We start from the raw sequence: 16749 nt of genomic DNA on the forward strand, positions 1-16749 counted from the left end.
TTTTTTTAAAAGCGGTTGCCCTGCAGTTGGATACCCTTAATGTGGTTATTCCGGATGATGCATCAGGAATTCCCGACGAATGTCAGGAAGACCTGAAAGAGCTATATAATCAGTCATTATGGGTTGCATGAGAGACTCCACCTTCATCGGCATGACAGCTTTGTCACTTTCTTCTTATCTAAACGGCATTGACTTCGGATATAAATATCCAGGATTATAAGGCTCCATATGAATTACAGCGGGTCAATATAACAACCATAATGCCGACACATACACTCGTTATTTTTACTAGTAAATATTGAAAAACACTTGTTTTAATTATTTTTATTCTGAAATTTATTGTTTTTTAGATTAAAATTTTGACTTGATAATTATTACACTAAGTTCGAGCATGTATAAAGTCAGAACTCACTAAACCATCCATATGATGAACACTGTAAAATCAAAAAAATGGATTTAGGGAGGGCCTCAGGTGCATTGACCTTGATAGCCAACTCAGTGTTAGAAAAGAAATGAGGGGTTTTTAGAAAAATATAACTTAAGATATATGAAAAAGAAACTATTAATTGGGATGCTATTGCTAGGAGCCATCAGCTGTAACCAAACCAACCAAAAATCAAATCATATTGATGAAAACAAACATACTACTTCAGCTAAAGTTATAGAAGTGATGACAGAGCAGAAGCAGCGTGAATTAACACCTGAAGAGGTTTTAACAGATCTATTACAGGGTAACGAACGGTTCGTATCCGATCGACAAATAAACCGGAACCTACCAAAACAAATCAGCTCAACTACAAAGAAACAATACCCCAAAGCTGTAGTACTGGCCTGTATTGACTCCCGTGTGCCAGTTGAATATATATTTGATCAGGGTATTGGGGATATCTTTGTTGTTCGCGTGGCAGGAAACATTGAAGACAAAGCACTCCTTGGAAGCATGGAGTATGGCTTAGGGATAGCAGGCTCTAAACTGCTTATGGTACTGGGACACGAAAACTGTGGTGCTGTTAAATCAGCAATCAAAAAATTAGATGTCGGTAGTGATAATGTATCAGTATTATTAAACCAAGCCGAACCTGCAATTCTAGAAATTGACGGCGAAAGAGATGATAAAAACAAAGAATATTTTGACGCTGTCGTCAAGAATAATGTATACCAAACCATTGAGGATATAAGAAATAGAAGTTCTATAATTAATAACTTAGAAGATAAAGGTGAAATAAAAATTGTAGGGGCATTTTATAGTCTCACCGATGGCAAAGTTACCATTATCCGAAATGATACTCATGAACACGATGATGATTAGGCCTCGTTGTTATTGAAATAATCTTATAAACCTGGACAAATTAAACAAAGTAGATGTCCACTTTTTATTGATCCATAGTGATTAATTATTACCACCTCAACCAAATTATTATCTCAATGAATATAAAAGTGAATAAACAATATGTTATGATTGTGCTTTTCATGGCGCTGATAAGCCATGTTTTCGCTCAAAAAAAATTGGTGTATGTAGCTGCTGAAAAAGAGGCTGTGGCGCAGTTGGCGGCATCAGAATTAGTAAAATATCTGAATCAAATGTATCCGGCCGATGAGTTTGTGCAAGTCAATAAGTCAGGCAAATCGCCTACTTTTCGTTTAGAGCTTAATAAAAACAATAAATCTTTAAATGGCAAAGCAGAAGCCTTCTGTATATACAAAAGAAAAAACCAGGTGGTTATTGAGGCCGCCAAACCAAGGGGCTTACTGTATGGAGTTTTTGAATTCTTGGAAAATCGGGGTTGTTACTTTCAATTAAGCGACGAATTTGTTCCTGTATATAAAAACACTTCTTTCACCATTCCTGAAATTAATATATGCGATGTACCGCTAACCCAAAAACGAATTGTTTTCAACTGGCACAATTTCCTGAGCGGTTGCTCTGGCTGGGAGCTGGCAGACTGGCAAAAATACATACGTCAAGCAAGCAAGCTGCGCTACAATACCATCATGATTCATGCTTATGGAAATAATCCGATGATCAAGTTTACCTACAACGGTTTGGAAAAAACGATCGGTTATATGTCATCGACCAACAAAGGCCGCGACTGGGGTACCCAACACGCAAATGATGTAAGAAATATAATAGGGGCCGAAAGCCTGTATACTGATAAAGTATTTGCACCTGAAGCTGCTAAAGTAACTGATGATCAGCGATATACAACAGCTAAAGAGTTGATGCAGCAGGTGTTTGATTATGCCCATCAATGGGGGATGAAAATCATATTGGCCTATGATGTAGATTCCGAACCTGCAAATCCGCAAAACATTTTAAAAACCCTGCCCGAGCATGCATTGATTAAAATTGAGAAAGGCAAATATGTGGTGGCTAATCCGGATACCAAAGAGGGCTACGAATATTATAAAGCGCAGTTGAAACAAATACTGGATGACTACCCGCAGATAGACGAATATGCCTTGTGGAATAGAGCGCATACAGGTAAATACGGTATTATTTGGGGACTGATACGAAAAGATGATATGCCTGAAACCTGGCAAAAGGAATTCGAACAGGCTTTCCCCGACGAGAAGGAAAATACCGCTTTTAACCATGTGGTTTTTGCCTGGTCAAAAATGCTGGACACTTATCAACGCCTATTAAAAGATTTGGGCAAAGAACATATCAAACTATCCACCGGTAGTTGGAGCTTCGATTTTATGGGTCCTTTGCATCGTGTCGCCGATAAGAGCATTCCTTTTATTCCGCTGGATTTTAGAATTGAGTTTGGCAAGGAAGAAATTCGAGAACAAATTAGTACGGTAAGCCAGCAAAGACGCGTGATTCCCATCTTATGGAGCCATCATGATGATTTTTCTTATGTTGGCCGCCCTTATCGTCCTTTCGAAAATCTTGCTGATGTTTTCGAAAAAATGGAGATTAAAGATTTCGCAATCATCCATTGGCTGACGCGCCCGCAGGATTATTATTTCAAAAACACGATGCAGCAACTGTGGCAGCAATCAAAAAACAAAAAGCTGGAATCAACATTATCAGATTATAGCAATGCCGTCATCAATACATCAGATAGTGTGTTGTTTGCCAAATTTCTAACAAACTGGATGAAAGATGCGCCTATGTTCGGAAGAGAAACAAGCAATAATTTAATCGACAGAAAGCTGTTGGAGGTTGAGAAAGTAATAGCCGATTGCTCACAGAGAATTGACCAGTTGCAAAAGATTGACAAAAGTCATTTGAATGCTTACGCTGGAGATTTAGTCTCTTTTCATTTGAATTATGACAAATTTATCCGGTCTTTTTACGAAGCCCATTCTGATTTTGAAAAAGCCAATGCTGCCATCAAAGACAAAGATATCGCAACGGCAACACGGCTTGCAGATGGAATTAACCCTGAAAAGGTAATCAACCATTTTTCGGACGCAATTCGGAGCACAGAAACAAGTGCCGGCGGAAAGGGGATGCTGTATTCATTAAACACACGTTGGCTACCGCAAATGACCGCATTGAAACAATCGCTGGGCTTAAAAGAAATCACTTATATCTTCGGAGAGACGAAACACGATTTTCTGGCAAAAGATCCTGGTAAACATACATTCTATTTTGACAAAAACGGTCACCTTTCTCAATGTCTCGGAAATTATGAAACAAAGCTTGTTGAATATGAAAATAAGCAAAAATGTGAAGACCAATTTTGCGGTGTGGTTATCGAATCTACTTATAGTTTCGATTATAAACCTTTTGTAGATTTTGATTTCAGCAAAACACTTAAAGGCACTTTGCATCTGTATTTGAGCACGATGAATACATCCAAAGCGCGTGTAAAAATAACACAAAAATCTACCGACGGAGCTTCAAAAGAAATTGTTGTAGATGGAAAAGATGTTGAATTGGAAATGCCCATTAATGTAGTCGACAAATTTTTTGTGGTGGATTTTGATACAGACGCTCCTGTTGTTTTAAACAAGATGGTGTTTAAGCAAGAAAGGAGCGAATAAACTAACTTCAATGGACTTTCCCCAGTTTTCAGCTTTGGATAATCTTCTAATTCCACAGATAGTTGAAACTGGTCAAGGGAGAGACCTCGTTTGGTTTTTACCTTTTCAATTCCGACCCTGATGTATTTCGAGAGCTCGTAAATACCATCAGCCAAGCCATAATTAAAGAAAGTGGGAATCCCAAAGAACCTTTTGGAGAAGGTGAATATCTTCTGCCTAAGCAATTTAATTCAGTTCTAACCCTATCCAAATACTGGTAAAATAGGCAACGGAATAGACGAAAGCTGTGATATATTTCGCTCTCCGTTATAAGAAAGTAAACCTACATCTTCCAAGGGCTGTTTGGAGATTGAGACATCCGCTGAGGCGGATGATGTCCCTGCATGCCCGCCAGATAGAATCGAAAACATCAGTGTATCGACTGATTTTGAGGCAGTTTAAGGTCGTAATAGATCGGCTAATGCATATTCGGCATTCAATACCGTTTAGTTAACGTATGTCCCCTATAGTCAAGCAGGCCAGGCTATCCTAATTCCGATACATAGGGAAGAAATCTCTTACTTAAATTGAGCTTTGTCACTTTCTTCTTTTCTAAACGGCATTGACTTGGGGTTTAAATATCCAGGATTATAAGGCTCCATATAAATTACAGCGGGTCAATATAACAACCATAGTGCCGACACATATGCTCGTTATTTTTACTAGTTAATATAGAAAAACACTAAGTTCGAACATGTATAAAGTCAGAACTCGCTAAACCATCCATATGATAGACACTATTTATTGGTTCATAGTGATGATTTAATGTAAATGTCCATCAGCAGAGGAATCATAATAACCGGCTTTCTGCTACCTATATAATATCCCGCAAATCCCCCAATTAAAATGGATTCTTTTTCAATATCCATAAAAAACACGATGCAGTGTTTTTTATGGATTTTTTAATATTTATCCAATCTAAATGGTACGCTATTTGCACTTTAACAAAGTGAACCAACAAGTAAATACCATGAGCAAAAACCACGGCCCGCATATTAAGAATGATGAACAATATGAAGCGCTAAGAGATCAAGGAATGAGTAAAAGCAAAGCTGCTAGAATAGCCAATACTCCAGATGCTGGCAAGAAAGGGGGCAAATCTAAACCCTATGAAGAATGGACCAAAGAAGAGCTGTATGATCAGGCTCAAAAAGTGGACATCCAAGGAAGAAGCAAAATGGATAAGGAACAATTGATCAAAGCACTAAGGTCAAATTAACCTGACTGGACGCTATTAATTACACGAATTATTTTAACCTAAACCAATATAAAAATGGCTAAAAATTTGAAATTAAAAGGAAATTGGAATGAACTGAAAGGTAAATTAAAATCCAAATACGGGGAAATTACCGATGATGATCTTATGTATGCAGAAGGTCAGGAAGATCAGTTGCTTGGCAAACTGCAGCAAAAAACTGGAGAATCCGTAGAGAACCTAAAGAAATTCCTGTTCACTGAACAGGAGGAAAACAAATAGAGTCCAAGAAATATGTAAACAATGCTCTAATTAAATTAAAAAGGTGACGTTAAAGAAACGCCACCTTTTTTCTTGCCTCTTTGGTTAAATCATTGACACACTATCAACTGTGTAAAGACAAAAGCAATATCCCTCTTCCCATTACTTTAACTTATGGAAATTGGCTAAATTTGGAAAGCTGTTGGAACTTAACCCCATATCATAAGGGTTAATGCTACCATGAGCAGTTTTTTTCTAAATTGAGAAAACGCATATACAACACCTCATGGGCCTTGACCCCATGAAAACGTAAATACCATGAGCACAAAAAAAAGAGTCGTCGTCGGCCTTTCGGGAGGCGTGGACAGTTCTGTAGCCGCTTACCTTTTACAAGAGCAAGGCTATGAAGTCATCGGCATGTTTATGAAAAATTGGCACGATGAATCGGTCACCATTTCAAACGAATGTCCATGGATGGAAGACAGTACAGACGCCATGCTGGTAGCCGAAAAACTGGGCATTCCATTTCAGGCCATTGATCTGAGTGAGGAATACAGGGAGCGGATCGTGGACTATATGTTTGCTGAATATAAAGCTGGCCGGACCCCAAATCCCGATGTGCTCTGCAATAGGGAAATTAAGTTTGATATCTTCCTGAAGGCTGCCAAAAAGCTGAAAGCTGATTTCGTGGCCACTGGGCATTATTGCCAAAAAGGAGAAACCCAAATGGAAGGAAAGGCAGTATACCAACTGCTCGCTGGTGCCGACAACAATAAAGACCAAAGCTACTTCCTCTGCCAGCTTAGTCAAGATCAATTGGCAAAGGCACTTTTCCCCATCGGACATTTACAAAAATCCGAAGTTCGAAAAATTGCCAAAGAGCAGGATCTGATCACTGCTGACAAAAAGGACAGCCAAGGCCTTTGCTTTATCGGCAAAGTAAGACTGCCTGATTTTTTACAGCAGCAGCTCAAACCCAAAAAGGGAGATATTATCATCATTCCAGATGACTTGGCCATTTACCAAAAGCAGCAAATCCCAACTGGTTTGGAGTCCGATGAGCTGGACCAGGAAGTGCTGGATCAAATATGCCTTCCGGTCAAGCACCAAACCAGCCAAGGCAAGAAAGTAGCAGATCATAATGGCGCCCACTACTTCACGGTGGGACAGCGAAAGGGCCTAAATGTAGGTGGCACGGGCAAGCCGCTATTTGTGATTGAAACCAACACCGACGAAAATATCATCTACACAGGATTGGGTGAGGATCACCCTGGGCTGCTCAGAAATGGTCTTTTTGTACCAGCGGAGGATGTACACTGGATCAGAGAAGACCTCAAACTGACTCCTGGTCAATCAAGAAAGTACTTGGCCAGAATTCGTTATAGACAACCCTTAAGCGGAGCCACATTGATCATGAAAGAAAACGGACTCTATGTCCTGTTCGATAAACCTCAAAAAGGAATCGCCGCAGGACAGTTTGTGGCGTGGTACGATGGTGAAGAGAGCATCGGTTCTGGGGTGATCGCTTAGTGAGAAGCTTTAAGGGCTGGACTATTGTAAAGGATAAAGGTTTAAATATTGAAGGATACAGCGTTTGAGGGTTGTAAAGTAACTGGTAATTCGTAATAAGTTACATTAGCTACTGAATACTCCTTTCTCAAAACTAAGTACTTAACAAATCTTTTTCCAAGCCAATGTTTTTCCAGCAGTTTTTAGGTATATTCAAGGATAAAATTATATAACCATGAAAAAACCTAATATCACACGATGCAGTTTTTTGCTCGTTTTTGCACTCTTGTTTAGTGCAGCCGCATTTGGTCAAGATGAAAAGCCTAAAAGTCCTCCAGCCACCGCCACTGGTGAAATCAATGGTGCCAACATCACCATCAACTACCATGCCCCCAGCGTCAAAGGAAGAGTTATCTGGGGTGATTTGGTGCCTTTTGGCGAAGTATGGAGAGCTGGTGCCAACGATGCCACTACCTTTGAAACCGATAAAGACATCAAGATTGAAGGAGAAACATTGCCAGCAGGTAAGTACAGTTTCTTCATCATCGCAGGAGAAACGGAATCGGTGTTTATTTTCAATAGTGTAGCCAAACAGTGGGGCGCATATGATTATGATGAATCCAAAGATGTTCTTCGCGTGACCGTGCCGTCACAGGAATCGTCAACTATGGAAGAACAACTCGTTTATGAAGTAGTGGACGATGGATTCGAAGTCCGTTGGGAATACGGCAAAGGGAAAGCACATATCGAGTAACCCTGATCAGAAAGACCCATTTATAGAAAAGGCTGTTTCGAACGTTTCCTTCCTTCTACCAGTCAGAGGAAAGTACGTTTTAGAAACAGCCTTTTACTTTTAGTCTAGGTTGAATAAACCGCCGCTGCAACTTACCTTTGGAGGATAAACAATGTATCACGTGCCTTTCGATCCCTCTAAAACCAACTTACCTGTCGTGGAAATTCTCCCGCAGGTAAAACAACAGTTAGCAAAAAACAATACCCTCATCCTCCATGCCCCTCCTGGAGCAGGTAAAAGTACATTGGTTCCTCTAGCCCTGATGGAAGAAACATGGCTGCAAGGTAAAAAAATCCTCATGCTGGAACCACGGAGGCTTGCTGCCAAATCTATTGCCTCCAGAATGGCCAGCTTACTGGAAGAGCCTGTTGGCCTACACGTAGGGTATCGTATTCGTTTTGAAAACAAAGCCACGAAAAATACACAAATAGAAGTACTGACCGAAGGTATCATGACCCGCATGATCCATCATGACAATGCATTGGAAGAGGTGGGTTTGGTGATTTTTGACGAATTTCATGAACGAAACATCCATGCGGATGTTGCAATGGCTCTCTGTCGAGAAGTTCAGCAAATACTTCGTCCCGATCTGAAAATCATGGTCATGTCTGCTACTTTGGATATGCCACAGCTTTCGGCACTCTTGCAAGCCCCTATTGTAGAAAGTCTCGGACGCCAATACCCTGTGGAGATCATCCATACCCAAGATGCCGATCTCTGGACACTACCCGAGCAAATGGCACAGATGATAAAACAAGCCTCAAAAGAAAAGACCGGAGACATTTTGGCCTTCCTGCCCGGTCAGCGAGAAATATTAAAAACCCAGGAATTGGTACAGCATATGTTACCGCAAGTCAAGGTGTTTCCACTATTCGGCCAACTCAGCCCCCAAAAACAGCAACAAGCCATTCTGCCCCACCCCGAGGGAAAACGAAAAGTGGTCCTTGCCACTTCCATCGCAGAAACCAGTCTGACCATTGAAGGCATCAGCATCGTGATAGATGCTGGTTTTAGCAGAACTTCACGATTTGACCCAAAGTCAGGACTATCCAAACTCGAAACCATAAAAATATCCAAAGATGCTGCTGACCAACGCGCAGGAAGAGCCGGAAGGCTTGGCCCCGGCACTTCCTACAAGCTATGGACCAAAGCGACGGATGACCGGCTGTTACCATTCCGCATCCCAGAAATCATGGAAGCTGACTTAGCTTCTCTTTGTCTGGATTTGGTACAGTGGGGCATTAAGGATATTCCCAACATGACCTGGCTTACCCCTCCTCCATCAGGAGCCCTTTCCCAGGCCCAAGAATTGCTCGAACAGCTGGGAGCCATCACAGACCAAAAACTCACTCCCCATGGAGAAGCCCTGCGGAAATTGCCGTGTCATCCCCGCATTGCCCACATGCTTCTTAAAGCGCAGGAAGATGAAAACCTTTCGTTAGCGACGGATATAGCTGCTGTTTTGGAAGAAAAGGACCCGCTTCCCCAAAACTCAGGAACTGACATCAATCTGAGACTGGAAAAATTACGCAGGCACAGGGCTTCCAACAAGCAAGGCAGGGGCTTTGAACGATTAGAGAAAGTAGCCAGTAATTACAGAAGGTTATTTGACATCCAGGAGGACAATGCGCCCTTTGATCCATATGAAAGCGGGCTAATCCTTACCTATGCCTATCCAGAACGTATTGCGCATGCCCGGCCGGGCAATAATGCCCAGTTTAAGATGACCAATGGCAAAATCGCCAGTATGCATCACAAAGATGATTTGGCCCATGAAGCCTGGCTCAGTGTCGCCCATGTGGATGCTCGTGATGGCATGGGAAAAATCTTTATGGCCGCTCCATTAAATCCCACAGACTTGGCACCACTGGTCAAGGAAGTTGAAATTGTTGATTGGGATTTTAGAATTGGAGAATTGGTGGCCGAAAAGCAATGGAGAGTCGGACATATTGTGCTCCAATCCAAACCAATCACATCGATAAGTGACACCCAAAAAATCCACGCCATCACAAGAGCCATCCAACAGGACGGACACCGCTTATTGGACTTCAATGAAACTGTACAGCAATGGCAAAACCGGGTAATGAGCCTCATAAAATGGCAGGCAGCAGGAGATTGGCCGGATGTATCTACCGACACACTGCTCGCTAACACCAACTGGATCGCTCCTTACCTCGAGCAAATAACCTCAGCAGACGCACTTGGAAAGCTTGATCTTTTGGAAATCCTCCAATACAGCATGGACTATGACTTGCAGCAACAATTGGAAAAACTGGCACCCTCACGGCTGGAAGTTCCAAGTGGATCAAACATAAAGCTACGCTATCAACCTGATGGAGAACCACCTATCCTAGCGGTGAGGCTTCAGGAGCTTTTCGGATTATTGGACACACCCAAAATTAACGACGGCAAACAAGGCGTCCTGATCCACCTACTCTCGCCAGGCTTTAAACCTGTCCAAGTCACAACAGATTTACGTAGTTTTTGGAAAAATGCCTACTTTGAAGTGAAAAAAGAATTAAAGCGGCGCTATCCCAAACACTACTGGCCGGATGATCCATTTAGTGCAGAGGCCGTAAGGGGCGTAAAACGAAAATAACCAATGCGAAGTTAGTTATACTGGGCTTTTTTAGTGACCTTTGTCCAGAAGTAAGCAAGTCGATTCACCTCCTATTATCATTAAAGCCATTTCCAAATTTCTACATGACTGAATATTAAGGGATTAATTCGTTTATCTGTCTAATGATTTTGTTAAAGGTTTGAATATAGGTGTTGGAGCTTGTATGTCGGAACTAACTATCATTTATGGCAAGATCGAACAATAGTTTTATTAAAAAGCAGAAAGCAGACCGAAAAGCGAAGAAGAAAAAAGAAAAATTGGAGAACCGCTTAGAGAAAAAGAAACAAGAAAGTAGCGGCAAACTTGAGGATATGATCGCTTATGTAGATGAATTTGGAAACATTTCAGATACACCACCAGAGCCACCTCAAGAGAAAGACAAGAAGAAGAAAGACACAGGATCTGCATCAACTGACTAAAAAATTTCCCACCATATCAGGCCCACACTTTAGGTGATCGGGCTTTTTTTGTACTCTAGTATTTTATCTTTTTTTTGGATCATCACATACTTCAGGTGAATCGTTTAGCATTAACCACATAAGACACAATAGGATTAAACTTCCATAATCGACTTATATTTGCGATCAAGCGGAAAAGTTGGGGGGATTAGGGTTGGTTTCGATAGCACGCAGATAAATAAGATTTACGCTGATTTTTTATAATAAACGCGATTTAAAATACCGTCATAGCGAGGAAGTATAGCCTGTCCCGAGCTATCGGGAACGTGGCAATCCCGTACTAAGAAAACGAGATTGCTTCACTCCGTTGCTCTGCATTCGTATGACGGATTTATACTGATTTTATAATCTACACATTACTATTGCTAAATTAAAGAGAAATATGCTTACCAAAACCACCTGGAAATCTCTCATCTTCCAGAAATATTGCTTGGTCCTCAAAATGTGCGAAAAAGTTGAGGGCATGAATCCCTTTATTTCAATAGGATTTCTTTTTTGTTTTTTTGCCACAAAGATTCTAAGACCCAAAGCTGTTTGTTTTCCATGAAATTTGGAATCCGCCTACAAAACACCTCGTGTCTTGGCGACATCGTGGCGACATACCTAATGAATATAAATCTTCCCCCGCCCTCATAAATATTGATTGATCCTGTATTTGCCTTTAATTTTTCGCTTTATCCAACTTTATTTTTTACCAATAGTCAACAAAGAGGCTATATTGTTTCCATCAGTCCTCCATTACTCCGTATCTTAGGGAGCTTCAGATCAGTAACCAAAACCACCCAACTATGAAAAATAGATTTACTTATATCTTAGTGTTATTCGTTTTTGTCTCCATAAAATGGGGATATGGACAGACTAGAGATGTTTTTGAGATCAAGATCTATCATGTCAGCACCACCTCACAAGAAACTGCTATCGATCAGTTTCTGGAAGAAGCTTATATTCCAGCAATGCACAAGAAGGGGATCGCGCACATTGGGGTCTATAAGCCATTGGACAGGGATAGTCTAGCAGGCAAGCGTATATATGTCTTCACGCCCTATCAATCGGCAGAAAATTATATAGAGATCGCTTCTACCTTCCATTTAGTCGACTTGCCCCATGCCGGCTCCTATCAAAAAGCGTCACATGACGAAGCCCCTTATGATAGAATAGAAACGATACTTTTAAAGGCCTTTAGCGGTATGCCCCATTACGATGTCCCAAAACTAAACGGTAAAAAAAGCCAAAGAATCTATGAGCTCAGAAGTTATGAAAGTCCTACAGAACAGTTATTTCACAATAAGGTGGACATGTTTAACAGTGGAGAAATCACTATTTTTGATCGCTTGGGATTCAATGCGGTTTTTTACGGAGAAGTCATCGCAGGCTCCAAGATGCCCAATCTCATGTACATGACCTCCTTTGACAACATTACAGCTGAAAAAGCCGCTTGGAAGGCCTTTGGAAGTGATGAGGCCTGGATAACACTCAGGGATGATAAACACTATCAAAACAATGTCTCCCACATCGATATTACACTCCTAAAACCGGCAAAATATTCTGAGTTGTAAGAATAGAATCGATCCCTAAAGATAGGACTGCCCTATTCCTTGGGAGGGGTGATCATAATATGCGCCCGGTGTGTCCCAGGATCCATAATCCAAGGCATGCCGGGTGCTTCGGGTCTAAGGGGAAGCCCTGTACTTTCTCGTGTAGCATAAGGAATATAAACCACATACCTAAAGCTCCCATTTTCCACCTCGCCATTGCTCCAGTTCACATCCTTTTCATCTGCAGAAAATACATAAAGGGTAGCGCCATTATCAGGCATTTTGAGGATCCCTTCTTTCACCTCCTCTTCCCTAGTATCAAAAATTTCCCGAAAGGTTTTACCTTCTTTTTTCAGCTCCCTTCCCCGTGCCATAAATGCCTCCAGTTCCTTTTGATAACACGCTACATTCAAGCCGTCTTTATCGGGATCATCTCCTGTGCAGATCATTTCATTTTCCCCTTCTCTCAGAACAGTCAGTTGGCCCTCAGCTCCATAACCATATACCATGGCTCCTTTCCTGCTCTCTTCCGGTGCCGCCAAAACGGCCATTTTTATTTGAATATCCTTTGGTGGAATGATTTGCTGGCCATAGGACGGTAAATTTATTGCAAGGACAAAACAACTAATTAGCAATGATTTCATAGCGATTGGATTAGGATGGAGTATAATTTAACTATCTTTTCTGCCAATTCACAAACATCCCTCGAAGACTTATTGCCTAACAGCCCTAGGTGCCAGAAGAAATCCTATTGACTATTCGTCAAACATCCCCCTCATTTCACCCAAAATTTCCTCGATTTCTTGTTTTTTGATATCATATTCCTGATCGTTTGCACTGTTGTTCTGAAAATGTTTCCAGTGCTTTTCCGCTTTGCGAATGACCCGTGGAGTAATCTCAAATTCAGTATAGTCAAGATATTCCTTCGCCAGCAGTGATGCTTTAAAATTACCAAAAAGATAAACACGAAGGATATCCACGAATTTGTCACTTAAGTCAAACCCTTCCAAGGATTGGACGAAGGTACCATTGCGCATTTTGTTTTGCTTATCATGGATCACTTCGAGCAGCGGATCGAGTGCTGCGTCGTTATTCTCCATGGCCGCTAAGCCTCTAGCTGCCAAGTAGGCACTTTCCATATCCTCACCTTTCAGCACTTCCACCAATCTCTCCAGCACTTCCTTTCCTCCAATTTCAGCAAGTTGATCCGCGTAGTTAAACGCTTCCTCTTCCTGCTTATCACACATTTTTTGGATCAATAAGTCAATATCTTGAGCCATGTTTCTTATTTTTTTCGGTACTTTGACAAAGATAATTGGTTATTTGATAAGCATACACAGAAACGGAAATTTCCTCTCCATGAATGAAAAGTTGATCTCAGCAACAGATTGTCAAGTTTTGGTCGAAAAGTTAACATCATTGGTAGATGAAGTAGTGTTTGATAACGGGAAAAACACCTTGTATTTTTATAAAGACACACAGAAATGCGTGCAGATGAGGCTCCCCATATTCTGGAACTCTCCCGAAAAGATGTCTCTAAACCAGCTGGAAGAAACCAATTATATTCTTCTCATCATACGATCAGGAATAGCGGCTGTTGGTTACTTTGAAAACGGAGAAAACATTGACCATAAGGTTTTCAGGGCCTATATGGTCCGTAAGAAACAAGGAAAAAGCCAAATCAAACACCTCAAGACAAAAGGTAAATCCAGGGCTGGATCACGAGTACGATTAGCTGAAACCCTCGCATTTTTTGAAGCGATCAACTCACGATTAAGGCATTATTTTGAAGAATTTAGGGTGGATAAAATCGGTGTAAGTTATGCTACGACATTGGTACCCTATGTATTTGGGTCAAAAGTAGCCCCCCCATTTACCAAGGAAGATCCCAGAATCTTTAAGATCCCAAAACATATCGCCAATCCCACCTTTGAGTCTCTTCTGGAAACCAATCTATTCATGCTTAAAGCAACCGTCAAGTATGAAGATCATATGGCTGCGGTAATTGTGTCGAATCAAGACACTACTACGGATGATGACCTTGAAGATTGGTAATGATAAATCTTGGTTGATTTTGTCGCCATTATTTATAAATCATTACATAATTGAGACCAATAAAACCACAATTGTGATGTTTGAGTGGTAATTTTATTGTTTAAGGTTATAATTCTTTTGGTACTCTTCAAACCAACAAAGCATGAAATCATTTGTAATGGCATCGCTAATGTTGAGCTTTTTTTGTCTCAGGGCATTTGGCCAAAGCAATCACTATTGGACCAGAAATTACGGAAGTGAATCCATGTTGCTGAACGGGTCTGTCATTGGAGGGGTCACGGATTTGGGGGCGGTATATTATAATCCCGCCAGACTGGCCATTACAGACAATCCTGCCTTTATCATCAGTGCCGATGTCTATGAATTAAACGCATACAAAATAGAGGATGCGATTGGCAATAGAAAGGACTTAACACAATCGTCCTTTGGTGGAGCTCCTTCCCTAGCTGCAGGAACCGTGGATATGAAAGGAGACTCAAGATCCACTTTTGCCTACGCCATATTATTGCGGTACAATAGCGATTTTGGCTTTTCGTATCGGGATGAGGTAACCCGGAACATCTTGCCAAATGTCCCGGGAGATGAACTATTCGAAGGGGAATTGAAAGTGACCAATAACCTAAAAGACCATTGGTTTGGGGGAAGCTGGGCCTATACGCTCAAGGATAATTTTAGTATCGGGGTCTCTTTGTTCGGTTCAAGGGCAGAAGCTTCGAAGGGAAACATGTTTGACATGACTGCATTGGATATAAATAATGATATCAGCAAGTATAATTATAACCGTGCATATTCATTCCAGAGTTATGGCATTCTGGCCAAACTGGGCGCCGCCTATTCCACCGAAAGGATGGATTTTGGCATGACCATTACCACACCCAGGGCACATATATTCGGATCAGGAGACTACAGTTACAACCTGTACTTTGCTGCACCAGATGAAAGTGGCATTGAAGATATTTATGCCAATAGTTACCAGAGTGACTTGGAAGTAAACCTTAAATCTCCCTTATCCATTGGACTGGGTGCCAGTTACCATATTGCCGAAAATAAAGTCATCCATTTCAGTGGGGAATATTTTGGAAAAATCAGCCAATACAACATCCTAGAGGCTTCCCCACATGGGATGCAAAGCAAACCGGACTCTACTATCTATTTTACCCTTATGGACAGCCGTAAGAGCATCGCCAATGCTGGCATCGGTGTGGAGTGGTTTCTGAATAAAAAAGTGAGCTTTTACGGTGGATTCAGTACTGACTTTAATGCTGCAGCAGACAATACCGTAAGCTTCGTCACCCAAGAGTCCACGGCTACTAATTTATCCTTTGATGCCAATTTTTATCATGTGGCAGGCGGTGTATTGCTGAAATTTAAAGGGGCTGAATTTACGTTGGGAGCTACCCACACAAGTGGTCAAACGGATTTTGATAAGCCCATCAATTTCCCCTCAGATAATGATCCTTCCGTAGTGGATATTGCGAATGACGGAAGGATGCTCTGGGACCGCTGGCAATTTATTGTTTCCGTCTCTGTACCCTTCCTTAAGGATTATGTAGACAAGCTGGAGGACAAGATATTTTAAATATCTAGCGCTTAACAAGATAAGGCACTTTCTTCATTTTTTTCTTAAAATCGTTTGGGAAGGTAATCGTATCCATATATATTTGCACTCGCAATACGGGGAAAAGCCTCGATATTTCCATCTAAAATGGATTGATAAGCAGAGAATTTCATAGCAAAAAACTTGGTCTGCATTTTATTTTAGAATAAACGCCTCCTTAGCTCAGCTGGTAGAGCAACTGACTTGTAATCAGTAGGTCGTTGGTTCGATCCCGACAGGAGGCTCAAGTAATTATGGAAAAGCCATAACGCTAAAAATAATTTATGATTAAAAAATGCCTCCTTAGCTCAGCTGGTAGAGCAACTGACTTGTAATCAGTAGGTCGTTGGTTCGATCCCGACAGGAGGCTCAAGGCAACCAATATTTGGTTGCCTTTTTTTATGGATTATATCTTAAAACTGGATATAGGGTCAAGCGGATCAAGCGGAAAAGTTGAGGGGATTAAGGTTGGTTTCGATAGCACGCAGATGATGCAGATTAATAAGATTTGCGCTGTTTTTTTCATACTGGAGCACGCATTCCTATTGCTAAATTAAAGCGAAATATGCTTACCAAAACCACCTGGAAATCTCTCATCTTCCAGAAATATTGCTTGATCCGGTCAAGCGAAAAAGTTGGAGGGATTAGGATTGGCTTCGATAGCAAGCAGACGGTGCAGATTAATAAGGTT

The 16749-nt window shown here is 41.2% G+C and carries 13 protein-coding genes and 2 tRNA genes; 13 read left to right on the forward strand and 2 right to left on the reverse strand.

The features are described 5' to 3' along the window. Positions 1–547 precede the first annotated feature (547 nt). From FKX85_RS16170 to FKX85_RS16210, 9 genes are all read left to right on the forward strand, one after another. Positions 548–1309: a carbonic anhydrase family protein gene (locus tag FKX85_RS16170; protein WP_229239653.1), complete on the forward strand. Its 762-nt coding sequence runs from the start codon at positions 548–550 to the stop codon at positions 1307–1309. Positions 1310–1425: 116 nt separating this feature from the next. After that, positions 1426–3996: a hypothetical protein gene (locus tag FKX85_RS16175; RefSeq protein ID WP_141615728.1), complete on the forward strand. Its 2571-nt coding sequence runs from the start codon at positions 1426–1428 to the stop codon at positions 3994–3996. A 1009-nt stretch (positions 3997–5005) separates the two neighbouring features. Beyond that, a complete protein-coding gene (locus FKX85_RS16180; protein WP_141616818.1) occupies positions 5006–5254 on the forward strand; it encodes a DUF7218 family protein in 249 nt (82 codons plus the stop codon). 54 nt (positions 5255–5308) lie between these two features. Continuing rightward, positions 5309–5512 (forward strand): CsbD family protein, encoded by a 204-nt coding sequence (locus FKX85_RS16185; RefSeq protein WP_141615729.1) that lies wholly within the window; start codon positions 5309–5311, stop codon positions 5510–5512. A 297-nt stretch (positions 5513–5809) separates the two neighbouring features. Beyond that, on the forward strand, positions 5810–7021 hold the full coding sequence (mnmA, locus tag FKX85_RS16190) for a tRNA 2-thiouridine(34) synthase MnmA (RefSeq protein WP_141615730.1): 1212 nt from the start codon (positions 5810–5812) through the stop codon (positions 7019–7021). A 214-nt stretch (positions 7022–7235) separates the two neighbouring features. Then, positions 7236–7754 carry a DUF2911 domain-containing protein gene (locus tag FKX85_RS16195; protein ID WP_141615731.1) on the forward strand — a complete coding sequence of 173 codons (519 nt, stop codon included), beginning with the start codon at positions 7236–7238 and terminating at the stop codon, positions 7752–7754. Positions 7755–7905: 151 nt separating this feature from the next. Next, positions 7906–10392 (forward strand): ATP-dependent helicase HrpB, encoded by a 2487-nt coding sequence (gene hrpB, locus FKX85_RS16200; protein ID WP_141615732.1) that lies wholly within the window; start codon positions 7906–7908, stop codon positions 10390–10392. 206 nt (positions 10393–10598) lie between these two features. Next, positions 10599–10832, forward strand: a complete 234-nt coding sequence (locus FKX85_RS16205) for a cold-shock protein (RefSeq protein ID WP_141615733.1) — start codon at positions 10599–10601, stop codon at positions 10830–10832. Between the two features lie 827 nt (positions 10833–11659). Beyond that, a complete protein-coding gene (locus FKX85_RS16210) occupies positions 11660–12427 on the forward strand; it encodes an NIPSNAP family protein (RefSeq protein ID WP_141615734.1) in 768 nt (255 codons plus the stop codon). Between the two features lie 32 nt (positions 12428–12459). On the opposite strand, the gene FKX85_RS16215 is transcribed toward FKX85_RS16210, so the two are convergent. Beyond that, the gene (locus tag FKX85_RS16215; protein WP_141615735.1) at positions 12460–13050 is read right to left on the reverse strand and encodes a hypothetical protein; all 591 of its coding nucleotides are present in this window, start codon (positions 13048–13050) and stop codon (positions 12460–12462) included. Between the two features lie 111 nt (positions 13051–13161). Beyond that, a complete protein-coding gene (locus tag FKX85_RS16220) occupies positions 13162–13686 on the reverse strand; it encodes a HEAT repeat domain-containing protein (protein ID WP_141615736.1) in 525 nt (174 codons plus the stop codon). A gap of 79 nt (positions 13687–13765) precedes the next feature. Here FKX85_RS16220 and FKX85_RS16225 point away from each other — a divergent pair, with 79 nt between their 5' ends. The 4 genes from FKX85_RS16225 (at position 13766) to FKX85_RS16240 (ending at position 16428) form a co-directional block, all read left to right on the forward strand. Next, positions 13766–14461: a hypothetical protein gene (locus FKX85_RS16225; protein ID WP_141615737.1), complete on the forward strand. Its 696-nt coding sequence runs from the start codon at positions 13766–13768 to the stop codon at positions 14459–14461. Positions 14462–14603: 142 nt separating this feature from the next. Continuing rightward, a complete protein-coding gene (locus FKX85_RS16230; RefSeq protein WP_141615738.1) occupies positions 14604–16040 on the forward strand; it encodes an OmpP1/FadL family transporter in 1437 nt (478 codons plus the stop codon). Positions 16041–16230: 190 nt separating this feature from the next. Continuing rightward, positions 16231–16303 (forward strand) — tRNA-Thr (locus tag FKX85_RS16235). A 52-nt stretch (positions 16304–16355) separates the two neighbouring features. Continuing rightward, positions 16356–16428 (forward strand) — tRNA-Thr (locus tag FKX85_RS16240). Positions 16429–16749: the final 321 nt, after the last annotated feature.

The organism is Echinicola soli (assembly GCF_006575665.1).
Classification (GTDB): Bacteria; Bacteroidota; Bacteroidia; order Cytophagales; family Cyclobacteriaceae; genus Echinicola; species Echinicola soli.

Bases quoted from the DNA above. Each gene is read 5' to 3' on its own strand.
- FKX85_RS16195 (WP_141615731.1), top strand. From the start codon at position 7,236: ATGAAAAAACCTAATATCACACGATGCAGTTTTTTGCTCGTTTTTGCA.
- FKX85_RS16185 (WP_141615729.1), top strand. From the start codon at position 5,309: ATGGCTAAAAATTTGAAATTAAAAGGAAATTGGAATGAACTGAAAGGT.
- FKX85_RS16175 (WP_141615728.1), top strand. From the start codon at position 1,426: ATGAATATAAAAGTGAATAAACAATATGTTATGATTGTGCTTTTCATG.
- FKX85_RS16210 (WP_141615734.1), top strand. From the start codon at position 11,660: ATGAAAAATAGATTTACTTATATCTTAGTGTTATTCGTTTTTGTCTCC.
- FKX85_RS16170 (WP_229239653.1), top strand. From the start codon at position 548: ATGAAAAAGAAACTATTAATTGGGATGCTATTGCTAGGAGCCATCAGC.
- hrpB (WP_141615732.1), top strand. From the start codon at position 7,906: ATGTATCACGTGCCTTTCGATCCCTCTAAAACCAACTTACCTGTCGTG.
- FKX85_RS16205 (WP_141615733.1), top strand. From the start codon at position 10,599: ATGGCAAGATCGAACAATAGTTTTATTAAAAAGCAGAAAGCAGACCGA.
- FKX85_RS16215 (WP_141615735.1), bottom strand. From the start codon at position 13,050: ATGAAATCATTGCTAATTAGTTGTTTTGTCCTTGCAATAAATTTACCG.
- FKX85_RS16180 (WP_141616818.1), top strand. From the start codon at position 5,006: ATGAGCAAAAACCACGGCCCGCATATTAAGAATGATGAACAATATGAA.
- mnmA (WP_141615730.1), top strand. From the start codon at position 5,810: ATGAGCACAAAAAAAAGAGTCGTCGTCGGCCTTTCGGGAGGCGTGGAC.
- FKX85_RS16230 (WP_141615738.1), top strand. From the start codon at position 14,604: ATGAAATCATTTGTAATGGCATCGCTAATGTTGAGCTTTTTTTGTCTC.
- FKX85_RS16220 (WP_141615736.1), bottom strand. From the start codon at position 13,686: ATGGCTCAAGATATTGACTTATTGATCCAAAAAATGTGTGATAAGCAG.
- FKX85_RS16225 (WP_141615737.1), top strand. From the start codon at position 13,766: ATGAATGAAAAGTTGATCTCAGCAACAGATTGTCAAGTTTTGGTCGAA.